This window comes from Nocardioides sp. Leaf374 (genome assembly GCF_916862475.1).
Lineage (GTDB): Bacteria > Actinomycetota > Actinomycetes > Propionibacteriales > Nocardioidaceae > Nocardioides > Nocardioides kribbensis.
The window spans coordinates 1-22,331 of the sequence record NZ_CAKASO010000050.1 but is presented as its reverse complement, the minus strand read 5'-3'; the positions used below and the strand labels follow the sequence as shown (position 1 = coordinate 22,331).

21 protein-coding genes are annotated in these 22,331 nt (G+C 75.1%); all 21 read left to right on the top strand.

Annotated features, from left to right (window positions below; translation table 11 throughout):
• Window positions 1-147 precede the first annotated feature (147 nt).
• Window positions 148-534, top strand: coding sequence for a DUF6167 family protein (locus LPA27_RS17315; protein ID WP_228943232.1), 387 nt, complete (start codon window positions 148-150; stop codon window positions 532-534).
• Window positions 534-3,206: an alanine--tRNA ligase gene (alaS, locus tag LPA27_RS17310; RefSeq protein WP_056904366.1), complete on the top strand. Its 2,673-nt coding sequence runs from the start codon at window positions 534-536 to the stop codon at window positions 3,204-3,206. The genes LPA27_RS17315 and alaS overlap by 1 nt, the downstream gene beginning before the upstream one ends.
• 3 nt (window positions 3,207-3,209) lie before the next feature.
• A complete protein-coding gene (gene ruvX, locus LPA27_RS17305; RefSeq protein ID WP_056904365.1) occupies window positions 3,210-3,704 on the top strand; it encodes a Holliday junction resolvase RuvX in 495 nt (164 codons plus the stop codon).
• Window positions 3,697-4,980, top strand: a complete 1,284-nt coding sequence (gene mltG, locus LPA27_RS17300; protein ID WP_228943231.1) for an endolytic transglycosylase MltG — start codon at window positions 3,697-3,699, stop codon at window positions 4,978-4,980. The genes ruvX and mltG overlap by 8 nt, the downstream gene beginning before the upstream one ends.
• Before the next feature lie 10 nt (window positions 4,981-4,990).
• The gene (locus LPA27_RS17295) at window positions 4,991-5,830 is read left to right on the top strand and encodes a shikimate dehydrogenase (protein ID WP_228943230.1); all 840 of its coding nucleotides are present in this window, start codon (window positions 4,991-4,993) and stop codon (window positions 5,828-5,830) included.
• A complete protein-coding gene (locus LPA27_RS17290) occupies window positions 5,827-6,594 on the top strand; it encodes a prepilin peptidase (protein ID WP_228943229.1) in 768 nt (255 codons plus the stop codon). The genes LPA27_RS17295 and LPA27_RS17290 overlap by 4 nt, the downstream gene beginning before the upstream one ends.
• Window positions 6,595-6,673: 79 nt before the next feature.
• Window positions 6,674-7,852, top strand: a complete 1,179-nt coding sequence (gene aroC / locus LPA27_RS17285) for a chorismate synthase (protein WP_200918943.1) — start codon at window positions 6,674-6,676, stop codon at window positions 7,850-7,852.
• Window positions 7,849-8,370 carry a shikimate kinase gene (locus LPA27_RS17280; protein WP_308196067.1) on the top strand — a complete coding sequence of 174 codons (522 nt, stop codon included), beginning with the start codon at window positions 7,849-7,851 and terminating at the stop codon, window positions 8,368-8,370. The genes aroC and LPA27_RS17280 overlap by 4 nt, the downstream gene beginning before the upstream one ends.
• Window positions 8,367-9,539 carry a 3-dehydroquinate synthase gene (aroB, locus tag LPA27_RS17275; RefSeq protein WP_228943228.1) on the top strand — a complete coding sequence of 391 codons (1,173 nt, stop codon included), beginning with the start codon at window positions 8,367-8,369 and terminating at the stop codon, window positions 9,537-9,539. Before LPA27_RS17280 ends, aroB begins: the two co-directional genes overlap by 4 nt.
• On the top strand, window positions 9,536-9,973 hold the full coding sequence (locus LPA27_RS17270) for a type II 3-dehydroquinate dehydratase (RefSeq protein WP_056862779.1): 438 nt from the start codon (window positions 9,536-9,538) through the stop codon (window positions 9,971-9,973). The genes aroB and LPA27_RS17270 overlap by 4 nt, the downstream gene beginning before the upstream one ends.
• Window positions 9,974-10,089: 116 nt before the next feature.
• Window positions 10,090-10,653 carry an elongation factor P gene (gene efp / locus LPA27_RS17265; protein WP_056862780.1) on the top strand — a complete coding sequence of 188 codons (564 nt, stop codon included), beginning with the start codon at window positions 10,090-10,092 and terminating at the stop codon, window positions 10,651-10,653.
• Window positions 10,653-11,060, top strand: a complete 408-nt coding sequence (nusB, locus tag LPA27_RS17260; RefSeq protein ID WP_056862781.1) for a transcription antitermination factor NusB — start codon at window positions 10,653-10,655, stop codon at window positions 11,058-11,060. The genes efp and nusB overlap by 1 nt, the downstream gene beginning before the upstream one ends.
• 87 nt (window positions 11,061-11,147) lie before the next feature.
• On the top strand, window positions 11,148-12,533 hold the full coding sequence (locus LPA27_RS17255; protein ID WP_228943227.1) for a dihydrolipoyl dehydrogenase family protein: 1,386 nt from the start codon (window positions 11,148-11,150) through the stop codon (window positions 12,531-12,533).
• A gap of 102 nt (window positions 12,534-12,635) precedes the next feature.
• Window positions 12,636-13,454 carry a DUF1206 domain-containing protein gene (locus tag LPA27_RS17250; protein ID WP_082499979.1) on the top strand — a complete coding sequence of 273 codons (819 nt, stop codon included), beginning with the start codon at window positions 12,636-12,638 and terminating at the stop codon, window positions 13,452-13,454.
• 58 nt (window positions 13,455-13,512) lie between these two features.
• A complete protein-coding gene (locus LPA27_RS17245; RefSeq protein ID WP_056904357.1) occupies window positions 13,513-13,722 on the top strand; it encodes an I78 family peptidase inhibitor in 210 nt (69 codons plus the stop codon).
• A gap of 256 nt (window positions 13,723-13,978) precedes the next feature.
• On the top strand, window positions 13,979-15,481 hold the full coding sequence (locus LPA27_RS17240) for a MinD/ParA family ATP-binding protein (RefSeq protein WP_267477228.1): 1,503 nt from the start codon (window positions 13,979-13,981) through the stop codon (window positions 15,479-15,481).
• 93 nt (window positions 15,482-15,574) lie between these two features.
• A complete protein-coding gene (locus LPA27_RS17235; RefSeq protein WP_228943226.1) occupies window positions 15,575-16,591 on the top strand; it encodes an NADPH:quinone reductase in 1,017 nt (338 codons plus the stop codon).
• Between the two features lie 155 nt (window positions 16,592-16,746).
• Window positions 16,747-17,409: a bifunctional pyr operon transcriptional regulator/uracil phosphoribosyltransferase PyrR gene (pyrR, locus tag LPA27_RS17230; RefSeq protein WP_228943225.1), complete on the top strand. Its 663-nt coding sequence runs from the start codon at window positions 16,747-16,749 to the stop codon at window positions 17,407-17,409.
• Window positions 17,406-18,434, top strand: coding sequence for an aspartate carbamoyltransferase catalytic subunit (locus LPA27_RS17225; RefSeq protein ID WP_056904353.1), 1,029 nt, complete (start codon window positions 17,406-17,408; stop codon window positions 18,432-18,434). Before pyrR ends, LPA27_RS17225 begins: the two co-directional genes overlap by 4 nt.
• Entirely contained in the window at window positions 18,431-19,744 is a 1,314-nt protein-coding gene (locus LPA27_RS17220; protein ID WP_228943224.1) for a dihydroorotase, read from the top strand. The genes LPA27_RS17225 and LPA27_RS17220 overlap by 4 nt, the downstream gene beginning before the upstream one ends.
• A gap of 1,052 nt (window positions 19,745-20,796) precedes the next feature.
• Window positions 20,797-22,331, top strand: a 1,535-nt coding sequence (locus LPA27_RS17215; protein WP_416383249.1) for a helicase-related protein, incomplete at its 3' end; no start/stop codon positions are given.

The following is a 22,331-nucleotide window of genomic DNA, read 5'->3' as shown; positions in this document are numbered from 1 at the left end:
AAGACGATGTTGGCCGCCTTGCCGCCCAGCTCGAGCGTGACCTTCTTGGAGGTGCCGGCCACCGTGCGGGCGATGGCAGCTGGGGCTGGGACGAGTACGTCGCCGGCCTCGACCTCTCGCGGGAGCCCGCGGCGTGAGGCGGGCGGGATGAGCCGGGGGCTGTGGTTCGCCGCAGGGGCCGGCGCCGGCGTGTGGGCCATGGTGCGGGGGCGCCGCGTGGCCGAGGCCCTCACGGTCGACGGGATGCGCGACCGGGTCGGCGCCGCCGTGGTCGGGGCCCGGATCCTGCGCGACGAGGTCGCCCAGGGCCGCGCCGACGCCGAGCCCGCCGTGCGGGCCCGGGTGGGCGGGGCGCTCCAGGGCTCCGCCCGCCCGGAGCTCAGCGCCCCACCGCCCGTCGCGGACCCGGCGGCCGGCACCTCCACCGGCGCCAGCAGCGGCACCGGCACGAGCACCGCCACAGACCCGAGCACCGACACCGCCGCCCGCGCGACCAGCGCGGACCGGCACCACCCAGGACAGGAAGGCAGCTGATGGAGACCGCGGAGATTCGCCGGAGGTTCCTCGCGCACTTCGAGCGCGCGGGCCACACCCCCGTCCCGTCGGCGTCGCTGCTGCTCGACGACCCCAACCTGCTCTTCGTCAACGCCGGCATGGTGCCCTTCAAGCCGTACTTCCTCGGCCAGGAGACCCCGCCCTACGACAAGGCGACCAGCGTGCAGAAGTGCGTGCGCACCCCCGACATCGAGGACGTCGGCAAGACCACCCGCCACGGCACGTTCTTCGAGATGTGCGGCAACTTCTCCTTCGGCGACTACTTCAAGGAGCGGGCCATCGAGCTGGCCTGGGACCTGGTCACCAAGCCCCAGTCCGACGGCGGCTGGGGCTTCGACGAGGCCAGGCTCTACCCCAGCGTCTATGTCGACGACCCCGAGGCCGTCGCGCTGTGGCGCAAGATCACCGGACTGCCCGACGACCGGATCGCGCGGCTGGGCAAGTCGGAGAACTACTGGTCGATGGGCGTGCCCGGCCCCGGCGGCCCGTGCTCGGAGATCCTCATCGACCGCGGCCCCGCCTACGGCGCCGACGGCGACTTCTCCGCCGAGGACCGCTACCTGGAGTTCTGGAACCTGGTCTTCATGCAGGACGAGCTCTCCGCGGTGCGCTCGAAGGAGGACTTCGACATCGCGGGCTCGCTGCCGAAGAAGAACATCGACACCGGCATGGGCCTCGAGCGCGTCGCGTTCATGACCCAGGGCGTCGAGAACATGTACGAGATCGACGTCATGTTCCCCGTGATCCGGATGGCCGAGCAGCTCACCGGGCGCCGCTACGGTGCCGACCCGGTCGACGACGTGCGCTTCCGGGTCGTGGCCGACCACGTGCGCAGCGGCATGATGCTCATCGGCGACGGCGTGACCCCGGGCAACGAGGCCCGCGGCTACGTGCTGCGCCGGCTGCTGCGGCGGGCCGTGCGCTCGATGCGGCTGCTGGGCTACGAGGACCCGGCGCTGCCCGAGCTGATGCCGGTCAGCCGCGACAAGATGGGCGAGACCTACACCGACCTCCACACCGACTGGGACCGCATCTCCCGGGTGGCCTTCGCCGAGGAGGAGGCCTTCCGCAAGACCCTCCAGGCCGGCACCCACATCTTCGACCTGGCCGCGGGCCAGGTGAAGCAGGCCGGCGGCACCCGCCTGGCCGGTGACCAGGCCTTCGCGCTGCACGACACCTACGGCTTCCCGATCGACCTGACGCTGGAGATGGCCTCCGAGGCCGGGCTGAGCGTCGACGAGGAGGGCTTCCGCGCCCTCATGGGCGAGCAGCGCCAGCGCGCCAAGGACGACGCGCGCTCCAAGAAGGGCCAGCACGCCGACACCGGGGTCTACCGCGGGATCCTCGACGGTCACGGCCCCACGGAGTGGCTGGCCTACGAGACCCTCGAGACCGAGTCGCGCGTGCTGGCCGTCCTCGCCGGCGGCGTCGGCGTGCCGGTGCTGCGCGAGGGCGAGGTCGGCGAGGTCGTGCTCGACCGCACGCCCTTCTACGCCGAGTCGGGAGGGCAGGTCGCCGACGCCGGGCGGCTCGTCGCCGACGGTGCGCTGCTCGAGGTGCTCGACGTCCAGCGCCCGGTGCGCGGCCTCGTCGTCCACCAGGTGCGGGTGCTCGAGGGCGAGCTGGTGCAGGACGCCACCCTCCACGCCCGCGTCGACCCCGCCTGGCGCACCGGCGCGCGGCAGGCGCACTCCGGCACGCACGTGGTCCACGCCGCCCTGCGCGAGGTGCTCGGCCCCTCGGCGCTGCAGTCGGGCTCCTACAACCGCCCGGGCTACCTGCGCCTCGACTTCGGCTGGACCACCGCGCTCGACCCCGACCAGGTCCGACAGATCGAGCAGGTCTCCAACGCCGCGCTGCGCGCCGACCTGCCCGTCGGCTGGCAGTACATGACCCTGCCCGAGGCCAAGGACTGGGGCGCCATCGCGCTCTTCGGCGAGACCTACGACAACACCAAGGTCCGCGTCGTCGAGATCGGCGGCCCCTGGTCGCGCGAGTTGTGCGGCGGTACCCACGTCGACCACTCCTCCCAGATCGGCACGATCGTGGTGACCGGTGAGGCGTCGGTGGGCTCGGGCAACCGCCGCATCGAGGCCCACACCGGCATCGAGGGCTTCGACTACCTCGCGCGCGAGCGCGACGTCGTCGGCCAGCTGACCACCCTGCTCAAGACCCGGCCCGACGACCTGGTCGGACGTGTCGGCGACCTCGTCGAGCGGCTGCGCGCCGCCGAGAAGGAGGTCGAGAAGGCCCGGCTCGCCCAGCTCCTCGCCGGCGGCGAGACCATCGCCGCACAGGCCAGGCAGGTCGGGCCGGTGCACGTCGTGGCCCACCGTGTCGACGGCGCCGGGGGCGGCGACGCGCGCACCCTGGCCATGGACGTGCGCGGCCGGCTGCCCCAGGGCGAGCCCGGCGTGGTGGTCGTGATCGGTGTCGTCGACGACAAGGTCGCCGTGGTCGCCGCCACCAACGACGCCGCGCGCGAGCGCGGCCTCTCCGCCAACGACCTGGTCCGCGCCGTCGGCCCGCTGGTCGGGGGCAAGGGCGGGGGCAAGGCCGACGTCGCGCAGGGCGGCGGCACCGACGCCTCCCGCGTCGACGAGGCCCTCGACCTGGTCGTCGCCGAGGTCGGCCGCACGGCAGGAGCCTGAGCCGTGCGCCACGGAGTCAGGCTCGGCATCGACCCGGGCGACGCCCGGATCGGTGTCGCCCGCAGCGACCCGACCGGCTTCCTGGCCACGCCGGTGGAGACGGTCAAGCGGGGCCGGGGCGACCTGGCCCGCCTCGCGGCCATCATCGCCGAGATCGGCGAGGACTCCGAGGTGCTCGAGGTGGTCGCCGGCCTGCCGCGGTCGCTGTCGGGCGGGGAGGGTCCGGCCGCGGCCAAGACCCGGGCGTGGGCGGCGACGCTGGCCCGCCGTGTGGCCCCGGTGCGGGTGAGGCTGGTCGACGAGCGGCTCACCACCGTGTCGGCGGAGGCTATGCTGCGCGGCAGCCCAGGGGGCGTCCGCAAGGGCCCCAAGCAGCGGTCCGTGGTCGACCAGGCCGCGGCGGTGCTGATCTTGCAGCATGCACTGGACACCGAGCGCGCCACCGGGAACCCTCCCGGCGAGCTCCTCGGTGACGACGTCGAGGAGCAGCATGAGTGAGCACGACCGCGACCCCGCGGACGGCGCCCCCAGGGACGCGGCCCCGGACGACGGTGCGGCCCACGCAGCGGCGTACCCCGAGCACCCCGAGCACCCCGCGCACCCCGAGCACCCCGAGCACGACGACTCCCCGCTGCCGCTGAGCAGCGCCCCCGACCTCGGCGGGCGCCGTCGCAAGAAGCGCAGCCGGCTGCCCGGCTGCCTCGCGGTGCTGGTGGCGCTGGCCGTGCTCGTAGGCGGCGGCTACCTGGTCTACGACCGGGCCAGCAGCTTCATCGCCGACCAGTTCAGCGACCCCGAGGACTTCGAGGGCCCCGGCTCGGGGCGCGTGCAGTTCGAGGTCGCCTCCGGCGACAGCTCCACCCAGATCTGCCGCAACCTCAAGGACGAGGGCGTCGTGGCCTCGGTCGACGCCTGCGTCGGCGCCGCCACCGACAACCCCGACTCCGCGGCCATCCAGGCCGGCTTCTACCGGCTCAAGGAGGAGATGTCCTCGGCCGACGCCATCGACGTGCTCGTCGACCCGGCCAACGTCATCACCGACTCCGTCACCATCCCCGAGGGCCTGCGCGTCGTCGACATCGTGGCGATCCTTGCCGAGCAGACCAAGGTCACCACCGCCGAGCTCGAGGCCGTGCTCGACGACCGCCGCCTGCTCGCCGACCTCGGGCTGCCCGACTACGCCGAGGGGAACCCCGAGGGCTACCTCTTCCCCTCGACCTACGCCTTCGCGCCGCGCGAGGACGCCGAGGGCATGGTGCAGGCGATGCTCACCCGCTGGCGCCAGGCCGCCGACGACGCCGACCTCGAGGCCTCGGCCGAGCGGCTCGGCATCAGCCCCCAGGAGCTGATGACCATCGCCAGCCTCGTCGAGGCCGAGGGCCGCGGCGACGACATGCCCAAGGTGGCGCGGGTCATCTACAACCGGCTCAGCCCCGACAACGACGAGACCGCCGGTCTGCTGCAGATCGATGCCACGGTCAACTACGCCCTCGGGGAGTCGGGCATCGCCCGCCTCACCACCGACGAGATCGCGTCGGTGGCCGACTCGCCGTACAACACCTACGAGCAGCCCGGCCTGCCGCCGACCCCGATCGAGGCGCCCGGCGACGCCGCCATCGCGGCGGCCGCCGCGCCGGCCGAGGGCGACTGGCTCTACTACGTCACGGTCGACCTGCGCACCGGGGAGACCAAGTTCGCCGACACCTACGACGAGTTCCTGGTCTACGAGGCGGAGTTCGACGAGTACTGCGCCACCCAGTCCGACCGCTGCTGAGGCGTCCCGGATGCGCTGCGCCGTCGTCGGCGACCCCGTCGGTCACTCGCTCTCGCCCGTCCTGCACCGGGCGGCCTACGCCGCGCTCGGGCTGGACTGGACCTACGAGGCCGTGCGCGTCGCCTCCGGCACGCTGCCGGAGGTGCTCGCGGGCCTCGACGACTCGTGGCGCGGGCTGTCGCTCACCATGCCGCTCAAGCGCGAGGTGATGGCCCTGGCCGTCGGCGCCCGCGGCGAGGTCACCGAGCGGGCCCGGCTGGTCGGCGCCGCCAACACCCTGCTGGTCGACGAGCCCCGACTGCGCGCCGACAACACCGACCTCCCCGGCGCCGTCGCGGCGGTGCGCGAGCGGTGGGACGGCGAGGTGACACGGGCCGTCGTGCTCGGCGGGGGCGCCACGGCCGCGTCCACCGGGCTCGCCGCCTGCGAGCTGGGCGCCCGCGAGGTCGTGGTGCTCGCGCGCACCCCGGAGCGCGCCACCGAGACGGTCGACGCGATCCGCCGCCACCCCGGCGGGGCCCACGTGAGGGTGCTGCCCCTCGCCACACCGGCCGAGGAGGTCGGCCCCGCCGAGCTGGTGGTCTCCACCGTGCCCGCGGCCGCCCAGACCCCCGACCTGGTGCTGCGCTGGGCCCGTACGCCGGTCGTCTTCGAGGTCGTCTACGACCCGTGGCCGACGCCCCTCGCCGCGGCCGCGGCCACCGCCGACGGCACGGTACTGGTGGCCGGCCTCGACCTGCTGGTGCACCAGGCCGCCCTCCAGGTCGAGTTCATGACCGGACGCCTCGGCCCCGTCGACGTCATGCGCGCCGCGGGCGCAGCCGCGCTCGCCGCGCGGGCACCGGCGTGAGCGACGCCGCCGCCGAGCTCCTCGTCGTGGCCCTCGCCGTCCTCGGCTGCGGTCTCGCCGGGCTGGGCGTGCCCGCGCTGATCCGGGCGCTGCCCGAGCCCCCCGCCCCCGCGGCGCCCACCGGTCCTCCCACCGAGCCCGCCGAGCCGCCCAAGCCGCTCTACGTCGACCTCGCGGCACGTCCCCACCTGGGCCCGTGGGTGGCCCTCGTCTCCGCCATGGCCGGCGGCCTGGTCGCCCGGGCCGTGCTCGGTGACGGGCTGACCGAGGACACCGCGTGGGCCCTGGCCTACGCGCTGCCGGTCGTGCCGCTGTGCGTGGCCCTGGCCTACGTCGACGGCCACACCCGCCTGCTGCCCTCGCGCCTCGTGCTCCCGGCGACCGGGGCGCTGGTGCTGCTCGCGCTGGGGGAGTGGGCGGTCACCGGCGAGCACGACGCGGTCCTGCGCGCGGGCGTCGGCCTGCTCGTGGCGCGGTCCCTCTACTGGCTGCTGTGGGCCGTGCACTCCGCCGGCATGGGCTTCGGCGACGTGCGCCTGGCCGCGCTGCTTGGGCTCGTGCTCGGCCGCCTCGGCGTCGCCGAGCTCGTCGTCGGCGTCTACGCCGGCTTCCTCGTCTTCGGCCTGCCGGGTCTCGTGCTCGCCCTCGTGCGCCGCGACCGGGCCCTGCTCAAGGCCGCCTACCCCTTCGGCCCGTTCATGGTGGTGGGCGCGCTGATCGGCGTGCTGACCGGACCCGCCGTGATCGACGCCCTGCTGCGCTGACGCGGGAGCGCTGCGGGGGCCGGTCTCGGGACGCGACGGGGGGCGTCGGCCTCGCGCAGCGCCGTGGGACACTGCCGTCATGCTGCGTTGGCTCACCGCGGGCGAGTCCCACGGCCCCTCCCTGGTCGCCGTCCTGGAAGGGCTCCCCGCCCACGTCCAGGTCACGAGCGACGACATCGCCGACTCCCTGGCCCGCCGCCGTCTCGGCTACGGCCGCGGCGCGCGGATGAAGTTCGAGCAGGACCAGGTGACGATCACCGGTGGCGTGCGCCACGGGGAGACCCAGGGCGGACCGGTCGCGATCATCGTCGGCAACACCGAGTGGCCCAAGTGGGAGAAGGTCATGTCGGCCGACCCGGTCGACGCCGAGGAACTGGCCTCGCTGGCCCGCAACGCGCCGCTCACCCGGCCCCGTCCCGGTCACGCCGACCTGGCGGGCATGCAGAAGTACGACTTCCCCGACGCCCGCCCGATCCTCGAGCGAGCCTCGGCCCGCGAGACCGCCGCCCGGGTCGCGCTCGGCCGCGTGGCCAGCAACTTCCTGGCCCAGGCCTGCGGCGCGACCATCCTCTCCCACGTCATCGAGCTCGGCGGCGTGCGCGCCCCCGACGGGCTGTGGCCGGGCGAGGGCGACCTAGACCGCCTCGACGCCGACCCCGTGCGCTGCCTCGACCCCGCGACCAGCGAGGCGATGGTGGCGCGCATCGACCAGGCCCACAAGGACGGCGACACCCTCGGCGGCGTCGTCGAGGTGGTCGTGCACGGGCTCCCGCCGGGCCTGGGCTCCCACGTCCACTGGGACCGGCGCCTCGACTCGCGCCTGGCCGGAGCGCTCATGGGCATCCAGGCCATCAAGGGCGTCGAGGTCGGCGACGGCTTCGCCCTGGCCGCCACCCCCGGGTCGCTGGCCCACGACGAGATCGTGCCCACGCCCGAGGGCATCCGACGCACGAGCGGCCGCTCCGGGGGCACCGAGGGCGGCATGACCACCGGCGAGGTGCTGCGCGTGCGCGCGGCCATGAAGCCGATCGCCACCGTGCCCCGCGCGCTGCGCACCGTCGACGTCGCCACCGGCGAGGAGGCGGTGGCCCACCACCAGCGCTCCGACGTCTGCGCCGTGCCGGCCGCCGGCATCGTCGCGGAGGCCATGGTCGCCCTCGTCGTGGCCGAGGCGCTGCTGGAGAAGTTCGGCGGCGACGCGCTGTCGGAGACCCGGCGCAACGTCGAGACCTACCTCGACGCGCTGACCTACCGGTGAGCGCAGGCAGCCCCGCCGTCCGTCCCCGCGTCGTGCTCGTGGGGCCCATGGGCGCGGGCAAGACCACCGTCGCCGACCTGCTGGGCGCCCGCTGGGGCGTCGGGGTCCGCGACACCGACCGTGACGTCGAGGCCGCCGAGCAGCGCGCGATCTCCGACATCTTCGTCGACGACGGGGAGCAGCACTTCCGCGACCTCGAGGCCGCGGCCGTCGCCGCCGCGCTCGCCGAGCACCCCGGCGTGCTGGCCCTCGGCGGGGGAGCGGTGCTGCGCGAGGACACCCGCGCCCTGCTCGCCGGCCACGTGGTCGTCTTCCTGCGCGTGGGGCTCGCCGACGCGGCCTCCCGCGTCGGCCTCGGGGTCGCCCGACCCATGCTCATGGGCAACGTGCGCGGCCGCATGAAGCAGCTGCTCGAGGAGCGCACGCCCGTCTACGAGGCCGTCGCCACCCATGTCGTCGACACCGACGCCCGCACCCCCGACCAGGTCGCCGACGCGATCGAGGAGCTCCTGCCGTGACCGACCCGACCGACGGCCCGACCGACGACCCGACCCGACCGGCCGACCCGACGGTGCTGCACGTCGGCGGCGCCTCGCCCTACGACGTGGTGGTGGGCCACCGGGTCACCGACCGCCTCCACGACCTGCTCGGCCCCGGCGTGCAGCGTGTGGCGTTCCTCTACGCCGGAGCCCTCGGCGAGCTCGCCCAGCCCGTCGTCGACGCGCTGCGGCCCCACCACGACGTCCTGGCGCTGGGCCTGCCCGAGGGCGAGGCCGCCAAGACCGCCGGCGTGCTGGTCGACGTCTGGGAGGCGCTCGGCGCGGCGGGCTTCACCCGCTCCGACGCCGTCGTCACCTTCGGCGGTGGCGCCACCACCGACCTGGGCGGCTTCGTCGCGGCCAGCTGGCTGCGCGGCGTGCGGGTCGTGCACGTGCCGACCACGCTGCTGGCGATGGTCGACGCCGCCGTGGGCGGCAAGACCGGCATCAACACCGCGGCGGGCAAGAACCTCGTCGGCGCCTTCCACGAGCCCGCCGGCGTGCTGTGCGACCTGGCCCTGCTCGAGGGGCTGCCCCGCGAGGAGCTCGTCGCAGGGCTCGGCGAGGTCGTCAAGTGCGGCTTCGTGGCCGACCCGGTCATCCTGGACCTGGTGGAGGCCACCGACCCCGCCGACCTGGTCGCGGGCTCGCCGGTGCTGCGCGAGCTCGTCGAGCGCGCCATCCGCGTCAAGGTCGACGTCGTGGTGGCCGACCTGCGCGAGACCGGCGGGGCCGACGGCCACCCCGGTCGCGAGGTGCTCAACTACGGCCACACCCTGGGCCACGCCATCGAGCGCGCCGAGGGCTACGCCATCCGTCACGGCGAGGCCGTGGCGATCGGCTGCGTGTTCGTCGCCGAGCTGGCGCACCGGGCGGGCAGTCTCCCTGCGGCCGTCGTCGAGCGGCACCGCAGCGTGCTCGCCCGGGTGGGCCTGCCCACCGGCTACGCCGGGGCGGCGTACGACGACCTGCTGGCCACGATGCGGGTGGACAAGAAGACGCGCGGCGACCAGCTGCGCTTCGTGGTGCTCGACGACGTCGCGCGACCGCGCGTGCTCGCCGGGCCCTCCGACGCCGACCTGCGCGCGGCCTTCGCCGCCGTCACGACCGACGCGGGGAGCACGGGCTCCGCGGGGGAGGGTGCATGAGCGTCCTCGTGCTCAACGGGCCCAACCTCGGCCGGCTCGGCAAGCGTCAGCCGGAGATCTACGGCTCGACCACCCACGCCGAGCTCGCCGTGCTGTGCGTCGGGTGGGGCCGCGACCTCGGGCTCGAGGTCGAGGTGCGCCAGACCAACCACGAGGGCGTGATGGTCGACTGGCTCAACGCCGCGGCCGACGACGGCCACCCGGTGGTGCTCAACGCCGCGGCGTGGACGCACTACTCCTACGCCGTCTACGACGCCTGCGCCCAGCTGACCGCACCCCTGGTGGAGGTGCACATCTCCGACCCCCACGCCCGGCCCGAGGAGTTCCGCCACCACTCGGTGGTCACCCCGCACGCCGTCGAGGTGGTCAAGGGCCTCGGCGTCGACGGCTACCGCGTGGCGCTCGAGGTCGTCGCGCGCAGCAGCGCCGGCTGACCGGCCCCCACCGCCGAGTGCGGGGCTGCGGCCCGCGCCCGGTAGACTCAGGCGTTCGTCCGAGACGCCTCGGGCGACGCTCCGACTCCCCGACGCAGTGAGGCTGAACCGCGCAGATGGCATCGACCAACGACCTCAAGAACGGCATGGTTCTCAACATCGACGGTCAGCTCTGGGCTGTCGTCGAGTTCCAGCACGTGAAGCCCGGCAAGGGCCCCGCCTTCGTGCGCACCAAGCTGCGCAACGTCGAGTCGGGCAAGAACGTCGACAAGACCTTCAACGCCGGCACCAAGGTCGAGACCGCGACCGTCGACCGCCGCACCATGCAGTACCTCTACAACGACGGCACCTCGTTCGTCTTCATGGACGTCGCCACCTACGACCAGCTCGAGGTCGCCCCGGAGATCCTCGGCGACGGCGCGAACTTCCTCCTGGAGAACCAGGAGGCCATCGTGGCCACCAACGAGGGCCGCGTGCTCTTCGTCGAGCTCCCCGCCTCGGTCGAGCTCGTCATCACCTTCACCGAGCCCGGCCTGGCCGGTGACAGCGCCACCGGCCGCACCAAGCCGGCCACGCTCGAGACCGGCCACGAGATCCAGGTGCCGCTGTTCATCAACCAGGGCGAGAAGGTCAAGGTCGACACCCGCGACTCCTCCTACCTCGGTCGCGTCAAGTCCTGATGGCGGCCCGCTCCAAGGCCCGCAAGCGGGCGCTGGACGTGCTCTTCGCCGCCGAGATGCGCAGCGAGGCTCCCCTGGAGCACCTCGAGCGCGCCGTCGCCGACGGCGAGGGCCCGCAGCACGCCTACACCGGTGAGCTCGTGCGCGGCGTGGTCGAGCACCAGGCGCGCATCGACGAGCTGCTCGCGACCTACTCCGAGGGCTGGACCCTCGACCGGATGCCGGCCGTCGACCGCAACGTGCTGCGCCTGGGCGTCTTCGAGCTGCTGTGGGCCGACGACGTGCCCGACCCGGTCGCCGTCTCCGAGGCCATGGCCCTGGTGCGCGACCTGTCGACCGACGAGTCGCCGTCCTTCGTCAACGGCGTCCTGGGCGCGGTCATGCGCGACAAGGCCTCCCTGGTCTGAGCGCCATGACCGCCCTCGGCGGCCGCCCCCGCCCGGGTCCCACGATCGGGTGATCCGTGGGCCCGCCCGGGCGGGCAGGCTGGCGCCATGAGCGAAGAAGTGAGCGTCGACCTCGTCGTCATCGGCCTCGGCCCCGGGGGCGAGGCCCTCGCCACGGGTGCGGCGCAGGCGGGGCTGCGGGTCGTGGCCGTCGACAAGCACCTCGTCGGCGGCGAGTGCCCCTACTACGGCTGCATCCCCACCAAGATGATGGTGCGCGCCTCCGACGCGCTCGCCGAGGCCCACCGCGTCGGCGAGCTGGCCGGCGACGCGACCGTCGTGCCGTCGTGGTCGCCGGTGGCCCGCCGCATCGACACCGAGGCCACCACCGGCTGGGACGACCAGGTCGCGGTGGACCGGCTCGTCGACGCCGGCGCCACGGTGGTGCACGGCGTCGGCCGCCTCGACGGCACCGGTCGGGTGGTCGTCGAGGCTCCCGACGGCGGCCGCACCACCTACGTCGCGCAGCGCGGCGTCGTGCTCAACACCGGCACCCGCCCCGCGGAGCTGCCGATCGACGGGCTCGCGGGCACGCCGTACTGGACCAACCGTGACGTCGTGCGCCTCACCGAGCTCCCGGGCTCGGCCGTCGTGCTCGGCGGGGGGCCGATCGGCTGCGAGATGGCCCAGGTGCTCGCCCGCTTCGGGGTGCGCGTGACGATCGTGCAGCACGGCGAGCGTCTCGTGCCCGGTGACGAGCCCGAGGCCGGGCGGCTGCTGGAGGAGGTCTTCGCCGCCGAGGGGATCCGGGTGATGACCGGTGTCGAGACCACCTCGGTCTCCTACGCCGACGGTGCCTTCACCCTCGCCCTCGACGGGGAGGAGGGCGAGCGCCTGGTGGCCGACAAGCTGCTCGTGGCGGCCGGTCGCACCCCCAACCTCGACGACCTGGGGCTGGAGACGGTCGGCCTCGACCCCACCGCCCGCACCGTCGAGGTCGACGAGCGCCTGCGGGCGGGGGACCGGCTGTGGGCCATCGGCGACATCACCGGCCACGGGGCCTTCACCCACGTGTCGATGTACCAGTCGGCGATCGCGACCCGCGACATCACCGGCGAGGAGGGCCCGGCGGCCCGCTACCACGCCGTGCCCCACACCACCTTCACCGATCCCGAGGTCGGCGGGGTGGGCCTCACCGAGCAGCAGGCCCGCGACGCCGGCCTGCGCGTGCGCACGGGCAGCGCGCCGCTCGAGCAGTCCTCGCGCGGCTTCACCCACGGCCCGGGCGGCCGGGGGCTGGTCAAGGTGGTCGAGGACGCCGACCGCGGCGTGCTGGTGGGGGCCACCGCCATGGGCCCTGCCGGTGGGGAGATCCTCGGCCTGCTCGCACTGGCGGTGCACGCCGAGGTGCCGGTCGAGGTGATGCGCACGATGATCTACGCCTACCCGACCTTCCACCGCGCCGTCGAGACCGCCCTGGGCGACCTGTCCTGAGCCGACGCGGGCGCCCCGGGTCCGGGGGCGGGGAGGCTTCACCCTCACAGGTGGCCCAGGACCCGGGCGCGGAGGGCCCCGAAGGGTCTAGGTTCACCCCCCATGGGAGAGATGACGCGCAAGGCGGGCGACGCCACCGACCGGGCCGAGTCCAGCGACTGGCTCGACCACGCGGTGCGGGCGGGGCTCGTCGCCTACGGCGTGGTGCACCTGATGATCGCCTGGATCGCGCTCCAGCTCGCGCTGGGCGACCAGAGCGGCTCGGCGTCGAGCACGGGCGCGCTGCAGCAGCTGACCGACGAGCCCTTCGGTGAGCTGGCGATCTGGCTGATCGCGATCGGCATGCTGCTGCTCGTCGTGTGGCGCGTCCTCGAGGCCGTCGGGGGGCACCGCGGCGAGGAGGGCAAGGACCTCTGGCTCAAGCGGGCCTCCTCGGTGCTCAAGGGCGTCATCTACGCCGTGATCGGGTGGAGCGCCGTCCAGGTCGCCACCGGATCGGGCTCCAAGGGCGGCTCCGACGACACCACCGCCACGGTGATGAACATGTCGGGTGGGCAGTTCATGGTCGGCCTCGCCGGCGTGCTCGTCATCGCCTACGGCGTGGGTCAGATCGTGCGTGCCTGGACCGAGAAGTTCCGCGAGCACCTCACCGCGGAGGGCAAGAGCGGTGAGGCCGGGACGGCCTACATCTGGTTCGGCAAGGCCGGCTACGCCGCCAAGGGCGTCGCCATCGGCATCGTCGGCGGGCTCTTCCTCTACGCCGCCTACACCCACCAGGCCAAGAAGTCCGGCGGGCTCGACCAGGCCCTCCACAAGGTGCTGCAGCAGCCCTACGGCCCCGTGATGCTCGGCGTCATCGCCGTCGGCATCGGCTGCTACGGGCTGTTCTGCTTCGCCCGCGCGCGTCACCTCTCACGCTGACGTCGCCGGGACCGCGGGGTCGGGCCGACCCGGTCGCCGCACCGGGCATGCTGGGGCGATGACCTCCACGCCCCCGCCGGTCGACCCGACCCCGCCGACCGGGCTCGTCGGCCTCACCGCCACCGACGCCGTCAGCGAGCTCGACGCCGCCGGACGACCCCACCGCCTGCTGCGCCCGGGCACGATGCGCACCCTCGACTTCCGCCCCGACCGGGTCAACCTGCTCCTCGACGAGGACGACGTGGTCGTCGAGGTCACCCTCGGCTAGACATCACGGCCAGGCATCACGGCCAGGCATCACGGCCAGGCATCACGGCCAGGCATCACGGCCAGGCATCACGGCCAGGCATCACGGCCAGGCATCACGGCCAGGCATCACGGCCAGGCATCACGGCCAGGCATCACGGCCAGGCATCACGGCCAGGCATCACGGCCAGGGCGCCGGCGCCCGCGGCACGAGCGGGTGTGACACGGGCGGGTGGTGGGAAGGAGACCGGCACGCCGCACCGTCTCTCGGAGGACCCATGACGCAGCCGCAGCCGCACGACCCCCGGCCCGCGATCCAGCCCGGACCCCCTCCCGGGTCGCGCCCCGAGTCTGCCGACGCCAGCGACGGGCTCCACCGACCGGAGGACCTCGCGGCCCACGCCGCCGACCGTGCGCCGGCCGCCGACCGCAGCGGGCCGCCCCCGGGCGACGGCGCCCCGGTCACCGACCACCTGGCCGACCCCCTGGGGGACCCCCTGACCGACCCCGTGGCCGACCCCCTGGCCGACCCCCTGGCCGACCCCCTGGCCGACCCCCTGACCACTCCGCCCGACGTGTCCCCGTCCGACCCGTCGGCCGGCCCGGTGAGGGACGCCGACCGACCGCCTGCCGGCCCCCCGCCCGCCGTGGGTCCGCCGCAGTGGACGCCGACCTCGCCACCACCGGCCCCCCTCGCCGCCTCGCCGGCCCCGCCACCGTCCTCCCCGCCCGCTGGCCCGCCCGCCGGCCCGCAGGCCGGCCCGGCGCCGACGGTCGCGCCGACCGCCCCGCCGGCCACCGCGGGCGAGGCGGGCGCCGGCGGCGTACCGGCGCAGCCGCGACGCTTCATGTCGGCCACCGACTTCCTCGACCGCCGCGCCGACGTCGTCGACCACGGGCCGGCCACGTGGGGCTGGCGCGGACGGGTGCGCCGGTGGAGCGGCGGACTCCTCAGCCCGGCGATGGGCCGCGCGGAGGCAGCCCACGAGCGCGACCGCGCCGCGGTGCAGCGCGAGCTCTCGGGCCCGCGCACCATCGCCTTCGTCAACCCCAAGGGCGGGGCCGCCAAGACCACCGGCGTGCTGGCGGCGGGCTACACCTTCGGCACCGTGCGGGGCGGGGGAGTCGTGGCCTGGGACAACAACGAGACCCGGGGCACGCTGGGCATCCGGGGCACCCGCGGCCACCACCGCAACACCACCCGCGAGCTGCTCGGCGACCTCGGCCGCTTCGACGACGTCGCGCAGTCGCGCATCGGCGACCTGGGGTCCTACGTCCGCACCCAGGGCGACGCCCACTTCGACGTACTGGCCTCCGACGAGCGGGCCGACGTCACCGGCACGATCCGCGCCGACGACTTCGCCGCCGTCCACGGGCTGCTCGAGCGCTTCTACCGGATCCTGCTCGTCGACACCGGCAACAACATGCGCGCCGAGAACTGGCTCGCCGCAGCCGCGGCCGCCGACCTGCTGGTGGTCACCAGCACCGTGCGGGAGGACACCGGCTACAGCGGGCTCTGGATGCTCGACGCCCTCCAGGACGCCGGTCACCCCGACCTCAAGCACAAGACGGTGACCGTGCTCTCCGACCCCTCCCCGAAGGTCGACGCGGCCTTGGCGCGCGACCTCGTCGACGTCTACGAGCAGCGCACCCGCGCGGTCTACCGCGTGCCCTACGACCCCGCGCTCGTCTCCGGCTCCGTCGTGCCCTACGCCCGGTTGTCCCAGGAGACCCGGCGCGCCTGGCTCACCGCCTGCGCCGGCATGGCCGCGACCCTGTGAGCCCGGCGGACACCGCCACCGGCCGCGGGGGCCCGGCAGGGGCCTGAGGCCCTCCACGGGAACAAGTCCCGGGCCCGGGGCGCTACGCCCTCCATGCGAGCAGTCGTCTACAGCAAGCCCGGTCCCTCCTCCGTCCTCGAGGTCGTCGAGCGCGACCTGCCCGAGCCCGGGCCCGGCGAGGTCCGGGTCCGCCTGGTGCGGGCGGGGGTCAACCCCACGGACTGGAAGTTCCGCGCCAACGGCTTGAACGGCGACTTCACCGAGGTCGCCCCTGGCCAGGACGGTGCCGGCGTCGTCGACGCCGTCGGCGAGGGCGTCACCACCCACGCCGTGGGCGACCGGGTCTGGCTGGTCCTGGCCCAGTCGGGTCGCGGCCTCGGTACGTCGACCCAGCACACCGTGCAGCTCGCCGAGCGCGTCGTGCCGCTGCCCGAGGGCGCGTCCTTCGACCTCGGTGCCTCCCTCGGCGTCCCGGCGGTCACCGCCCACCGCGCGCTCACCGCGGGTGAGACCACCGCGCGTCTGGCACCGGGCTCGATGGCCGGACAGACCGTGCTGGTCGCCGGCGGGGCCGGTGCGGTCGGCAACGCCGCGATCCAGCTGGCCGTCTGGGCCGGCGCCACCGTGGTCACCACGGTCAGCGGCGAGGAGAAGGCCGACCTGGCCCGCGCGGCCGGCGCCCACCACATCGTCAACTACCGCACCTCCGACGCCGCCGCCGAGATCCGTGCGGTCGCGCCCGAGGGCGTCGACCTGGTCGTGGAGGTGGCCCTGGCGCAGAACGTCGGCCTCGACGTCGAGGTGCTCCGCAACCGCGGCACCCTGGCCTACTACGCCGACAACGGCGGGGCCGAGGCGACCGTGCCGGTGCGGGCCACCTTCGCCAAGAACCTGCGCCTGCAGGGCCTGCTGCTCTACACCCTGGGCGCCGACCTCGTGCAGGCCGCCGCCGAGGACGTCACCGCGGCCGTGTCCGCCGGTGCCCTGCGCGTGGGTGCGGAGGCCGGCGTGCCGCTGCACCACTACCCGCTGGAGGAGACGGGCGCCGCGCACGACGCCGTCGAGGGCGGCGCCGTCGGCAAGGTCCTGCTCGACATCGCCGAGGCCTGAGCCCGCCCGGGGCCCGGAGCCCTGGCGCCCTGGAGCACCTGCCGGCCGCCGGGTCCGACGTCGCGGCGTCGGACCCTGCGGCTGCTAGGGTCGGCGCCGATCGACATCCTTTAACGAGCCGTCCCGTGAGGCGGAGAAGGAGGTCCGGCGGCACCGTGTGCGCCCAGCCTGCAGCACCCGACGACCCGACGGCCGGAGGCCGCGTCGTCCTCGACGCCCGTGACATCGCCCGGGCACTGACCCGGATCTCCCACGAGATCCTCGAGCGCAACAAGGGCGGCGCCGACCTCGTCCTGCTGGGCATCCCGAGCCGCGGCGTGCCGCTGGCGCAGCGCATCGCCGAGCGCCTCGCCGCGGTCGAGGGCACCGAGGTGCCGGTGGGCTCGCTCGACGTCACGATGTACCGCGACGACCTGCGCCTCAAGCCGGCCCGCGCGCTGCTCCCCACCCAGATCCCGCCCGGCGGCATCGACGGGCGCACCGTGGTGCTGGTCGACGACGTGCTCTTCTCCGGGCGCACCATCCGCGCGGCGCTCGACGCCCTCGGCGACATCGGCCGCCCGCGCGCGGTGCGGCTGGCCGTGCTCGTCGACCGCGGTCACCGCGAGCTGCCCATCCGGGCCGACTTCGTGGGCAAGAACCTGCCCACCTCGCTGGTCGAGCGCGTCAGCGTGAGGCTCGAGGGCGTCGACGACCTCGACGCGGTCACCATCACCGGCCCGCCCCCCGGCCTGGGCGACCAGACCGGCGAGCAGACCGGCGACCAGACCGTCGACCAGTCCGGCGACCGGACCGGCGGCGCGGGGGTGGGGGCGTGAAGCGGCACCTGCTCAGCGCGGCCGACCTGACCCGTGACGACGCGGAGCTGGTGCTCCGCACGGCGGCCGAGCTCCGCTCGCTGGCCGACCGGCCGATCAAGAAGCTCCCCGCCCTGCGCGGGCGCACCGTGGTCAACCTCTTCTTCGAGGACTCCACCCGCACCCGCATCTCCTTCGAGGCCGCGGCCAAGCGCCTCAGCGCCGACGTCATCAACTTCGCCGCCAAGGGCTCCAGCGTGTCCAAGGGCGAGAGCCTCAAGGACACCGCACTGACGCTGGAGGCGATGGGGGCCGACGCCGTGGTGGTGCGTCACGGCGCCAGTGGTGCACCCCACCGCCTCGCCCACTCGGGCTGGGTCCGCTCCAGCGTGGTCAACGCCGGCGACGGCACCCACGAGCACCCCACTCAGGCGCTCCTCGACGCCTTCACCCTCACCCGCCACCTCGGCGCGGCCGACGGCGGCGGGCTCGACGGGCGGCGGGTGGCCATCGTGGGCGACGTCCTGCACAGCCGGGTCGCGCGCTCCAACGCGCTGCTGCTGCAGACCCTCGGCGCCGAGGTCACGCTCGTGGCGCCCCCGACGCTGATGCCGGTGGGCGTCGGCTCGTGGCCGGTCGAGACGTCCTACGACCTCGACGCGGTGCTGCCGAAGGCCGACGCCGTGATGATGCTGCGCGTGCAGCGCGAGCGGATGAGCGGGGGCTTCTTCCCGACCCCGCGCGAGTACTCGCGCCGCTACGGCCTCGACGGTCGCCGGATGGCCACGCTGCAGGACCACGCCATCGTGATGCACCCCGGTCCGATGGTGCGCGGCATGGAGATCACCGCCGACGTCGCCGACTCCCCGCGCTCGGTCATCGTCGAGCAGGTCACCAACGGCGTGGCCGTGCGGATGGCGGTGCTCTACCTCCTCCTCAGCGGCGCCGACCTCTCCGCCGACGGACCCGCCGGCCTCCCGGGCGGCCCCGGCAGCCCCGGGACCGCCGACGCCCCGCTCCTCCCGACAGAAAGCGCACCCGCGTGACGACGTACCTGCTCCGCAACGCCTCGATCCTCGGCGGCGAGACCACCGACCTGCTGCTCGCCGACGGCGTGGTGGCCGCGGTCGGCCCCGACCTGGCCGCCGGCCCCGGGGCCGACGGCGCGACGGTGGTCGACGCCACCGGCCTCCTCGCGCTGCCCGGACTGGTCGACCTGCACACCCACCTGCGCGAGCCGGGCCGGGAGGACGCCGAGACCGTCGACACCGGCACCCGTGCCGCGGCGATGGGCGGCTTCACCGCCGTGCACGCCATGGCCAACACCGAGCCGGTCGCCGACACCGCCGGCGTCGTCGAGCAGGTGTGGCGCCTGGGCCGCGAGGCCGGTCACTGCGACGTCTTCCCGGTCGGCGCGGTCACCGTCGGGCTGGCCGGCGAGCGGCTGGCCGAGCTCGGCGCGATGGCCGACTCCGCCGCCCGGGTGCGGGTCTTCTCCGACGACGGCCGGTGCGTGAGCGACGCGGTGCTGATGCGGCGCGCGCTGGAGTACGTCAAGGCCTTCGACGGCGTCGTCGCCCAGCACGCCCAGGAGCCGCGCCTGACCGAAGGGGCGCAGATGAACGAGGGCGAGCTCTCGGGCCGCCTCGGCCTCACCGGTTGGCCGGCGGTGGCCGAGGAGGCGATCATCGCCCGCGACTGCCTGCTCGCCGCCCACGTCGGCTCGCGGCTGCACGTGTGCCACGTGTCGACCGCCGGGTCGGTGCAGATCGTGCGCGAGGCCAAGGCCCGCGCCGCGCGCGAGGGCGGCTGGGAGGTCACCGCCGAGGTGTGCCCCCACCACCTGCTCCTCACCGACGAGCTCGCCGCGACCTACGACCCGATCTACAAGGTCAACCCGCCGCTGCGCACCGCGGCCGACGTCGAGGCGCTGCGCGCAGGGCTGGCCGACGGCACGATCGACGTCGTGGCCACCGACCACGCCCCGCACCCCCACGAGGACAAGGACTGCGAGTGGGCCGCGGCGGCCTTCGGCATGCTGGGTCTCGAGACCGCGCTGTCGATCGTGCAGGAGACGATGGTCGACACCGGGCTGCTCGACTGGGCCGGCGTCGCCGAGCGCATGTCGGCCGCGCCCGCGCGGATCGGCCGGCTCGCCGAGCACGGTCACCCCCTCGCGGTCGGCGCCCCGGCCAACGTCGTGCTCTACGACCCCGCCGTACGCCGCGTCGTCGACCCCGCGACATCGGCGTCGCTGTCGCGCAACACCCCCTACCGCGGCATGGAGCTGCCCGGCCGGGTCGTGGCGACGTTCCTGCGCGGCACCCCGACCGTGCTCGACGGCGCCCTGGTCTGAGCCGGCCGGGCCGCACGCAGGGCCCCGACCGGTCGAGCGTGTCGGGGCGCCTGGTGCGCCCGGGGCGCCCGGGCCGGCGGCGGTGCGCCTCGACCCCTGCCGCGGTGCGGTGGTCGAACGTCCGTGTCACCGGAGCGTGGTGCCTCGGCGCCTCTGGGGCCTCGGGGGCGTGTGGTGGAGCCGGCGCTGGTCGGCGCGCGGGTTGATCGAACGTTCGTTCAACCAGGACGTGGTCTGCTGCCGCGGGCTGCTGGCCGCCGCCTCTCGCGACCGCTGCGGCCCCTCGTGCGGGGGAGCCGCCGTGTCTGCCGTCGCAGTGCGGCCGAGGGCGCAGCGGAGCGTGTGCTGGTCGGCGCGCGGGTTGATCGAACGTTCGTTCAACCGGGACGTGGTCTCGTGCCGCGAAGCTGCTGGCCGCCGCCTCTCGCGACCGCTGCGGCCCCTCGTGCGGGGAAGTCGGCGTGGCTGCCGTCGCAGTGCGGCCGAGCGTGCGGCGGAGCGGGCGCCTGTCGGCGCGCGGGTTGATCGAACGTTCGTTCAACCAGGACGTGGTCTCGTGCCGCGAAGCCGGTGGCCGCCGCCTCTCGCGACCGCTGCGGCCCCTCGTGCGGCGGAGCCGGCGTGGCTGCCGTCGCAGTGCGGCCGAGCGTGCGGCGGAGCGGGCGCCGGTCGGCGCGCGGGTTGATCGAACGTTCGTTCAACCAGAACGTGGTCTGCCGCCGCGGGGGTGCTGGCCGCCGCCTCTCGCGAACGCTGTGGCCCCTGGTGTGCGAAGCCGGTGCCGCTGCAGTGGCGGGTCGGGGCTGAGCGTGCGGCGGAGCGTGCGCGGGTCGGAGCGGTTTGATCGAACGTTCGTTCAACCAGAACGTGGTCTGCTGCCGCGGGCTGCTGGCCGCCGCCTCCGCGAACGCTGCGGCCCCTCGTGCGGCGGAGCTGGCGCCGCTGCAGTGGCAGGTCGGGCTGAGCGTGCGACGGAGCGTGCGCGGCCATCGCGGGGAGGGCCTGAGCGACGGGAGGCCCGTCCCGCTCGCGCGGCACGAGACACTGTGCCGGTGAGCGACCCGATCCGGCGACTGCTGGCCCACCCGCCGGACCTCCCGGTGGTCGCGGGGCTGCCCGCGCTGCGCGTCGCGCTGGAGGACCACGGCGCCGCGGTGGTGCAGGCGCCGCCCGGCACCGGCAAGACCACCCTGGTGCCTCCGCTGGTCGCCGACCTCCTGGGCGGCGGGGGCGGTCGCGTCGTGGTGACCCAGCCGCGCCGCATCGCCGCACGCGCCGCGGCCCGGCGTCTGGCCCACCTGCTCGGTGAGCCCGTGGGGGAGACGGTCGGCTACACGGTGCGGGGCGAGCGACGCGCCGGACCCTCCACGCGGGTCGAGGTGGTCACCACCGGGGTGCTGCTGCGGCGGCTCCAGCGCGACCCCGACCTGCCCGGGGTCGGTGCGGTGGTGCTCGACGAGGTGCACGAGCGCCACCTCGACGGTGACCTGACGCTCGCCCTGCTCGTCGACGTCCGGCAGAACCTGCGCGAGGACCTGCTGCTCGTGGCGATGTCCGCGACCGTCGAGGCGACCCGCACGGCCGCGCTCCTCGGCCCCGAGGCCCACCACCCCGAGGCCCACCACCCCGAGGCCCACCACCCCACGGACGAGTCCGACGGCACGGGCGCTGTGCCGTCGCACCAGGGTCCCGGCGACGACAGCGACGACAGCGACGACAGCGACAGCAGCGAGAGCAGCGCCGACGACGGCGGCGCCGCCAGCGAGGGCGCCCCGCGCGGCGCAGGTGCGGGGTCGCCCGGCGCCGTCAGCACCGCCGTGCCGGTGGTGGACGTGCCCGGCGCGCTCCACCCGGTGCAGCGCCGCTGGTGCCCGCCACCGCCCGCCGTGCGCCGCGCCGACGACCGCGGGGTGACCCCGGCCTTTCTCGACCACGTGGCCGCGACGACCCGCCTCGCCCTCGTCGAGCACCCGGGCGACGTGCTGGTCTTCGTGCCGGGCGTCGCGGAGGTCGACGGCGTCGTGCGCCGGCTCGCGGCCGCGGCTGCCGCGGCCGGGGTCGACGTCCGTCCGCTGCACGGTCGCCTGCCGGCCGTCGAGCAGGACCGGGCGCTGAGCCCGGGGGAGCGCCGCCGCGTCGTCGTGTCGACCGCGGTCGCGGAGTCGTCGCTCACGGTGCCGGGGGTGCGCGTGGTGGTCGACGCCGGGCTGTCGCGCGAGCCGCGCACCGACCACGCGCGCGGTCTGGCCGGCCTGGTCACGGTGCGGGTGAGCCGCGCCGGCGCCGAGCAGCGGGCCGGGCGCGCCGGCCGCGAGGCCGCCGGGGCGGTGCTGCGCTGCTGGTCGGAGGCCGAGCACGCCCACCTCGAGGCCCACCCGCAGCCGGAGATCCTCACCGCCGACCTCACGGCCCTCGCCCTGGAGCTCGCCGTGTGGGGCGTCCCCGACGGCGCCGGCCTCGCCCTCCTCGACCCGCCCCCGCCCGGTCCGCTCGCGCTGGCCCGCGCCACCCTCGCCGGCCTCGGCGCCGTCGACGACGCCGGAGCCGTCACCGCTCGTGGGCGCGCGATCGCCGGGGTGCCCGCCGA

Excerpts from the sequence above, each read along its gene's own strand:
- LPA27_RS17315 (WP_228943232.1), top strand. The coding sequence starts at position 148 with ATGAGCCGGGGGCTGTGGTTCGCCGCAGGGGCCGGCGCCGGCGTGTGG.
- alaS (WP_056904366.1), top strand. The coding sequence starts at position 534 with ATGGAGACCGCGGAGATTCGCCGGAGGTTCCTCGCGCACTTCGAGCGC.
- mltG (WP_228943231.1), top strand. The coding sequence starts at position 3,697 with ATGAGTGAGCACGACCGCGACCCCGCGGACGGCGCCCCCAGGGACGCG.
- LPA27_RS17295 (WP_228943230.1), top strand. The coding sequence starts at position 4,991 with ATGCGCTGCGCCGTCGTCGGCGACCCCGTCGGTCACTCGCTCTCGCCC.
- aroC (WP_200918943.1), top strand. The coding sequence starts at position 6,674 with ATGCTGCGTTGGCTCACCGCGGGCGAGTCCCACGGCCCCTCCCTGGTC.
- LPA27_RS17270 (WP_056862779.1), top strand. The coding sequence starts at position 9,536 with ATGAGCGTCCTCGTGCTCAACGGGCCCAACCTCGGCCGGCTCGGCAAG.
- efp (WP_056862780.1), top strand. The coding sequence starts at position 10,090 with ATGGCATCGACCAACGACCTCAAGAACGGCATGGTTCTCAACATCGAC.
- nusB (WP_056862781.1), top strand. The coding sequence starts at position 10,653 with ATGGCGGCCCGCTCCAAGGCCCGCAAGCGGGCGCTGGACGTGCTCTTC.
- LPA27_RS17255 (WP_228943227.1), top strand. The coding sequence starts at position 11,148 with ATGAGCGAAGAAGTGAGCGTCGACCTCGTCGTCATCGGCCTCGGCCCC.
- LPA27_RS17250 (WP_082499979.1), top strand. The coding sequence starts at position 12,636 with ATGGGAGAGATGACGCGCAAGGCGGGCGACGCCACCGACCGGGCCGAG.
- LPA27_RS17245 (WP_056904357.1), top strand. The coding sequence starts at position 13,513 with ATGACCTCCACGCCCCCGCCGGTCGACCCGACCCCGCCGACCGGGCTC.
- LPA27_RS17240 (WP_267477228.1), top strand. The coding sequence starts at position 13,979 with ATGACGCAGCCGCAGCCGCACGACCCCCGGCCCGCGATCCAGCCCGGA.
- LPA27_RS17235 (WP_228943226.1), top strand. The coding sequence starts at position 15,575 with ATGCGAGCAGTCGTCTACAGCAAGCCCGGTCCCTCCTCCGTCCTCGAG.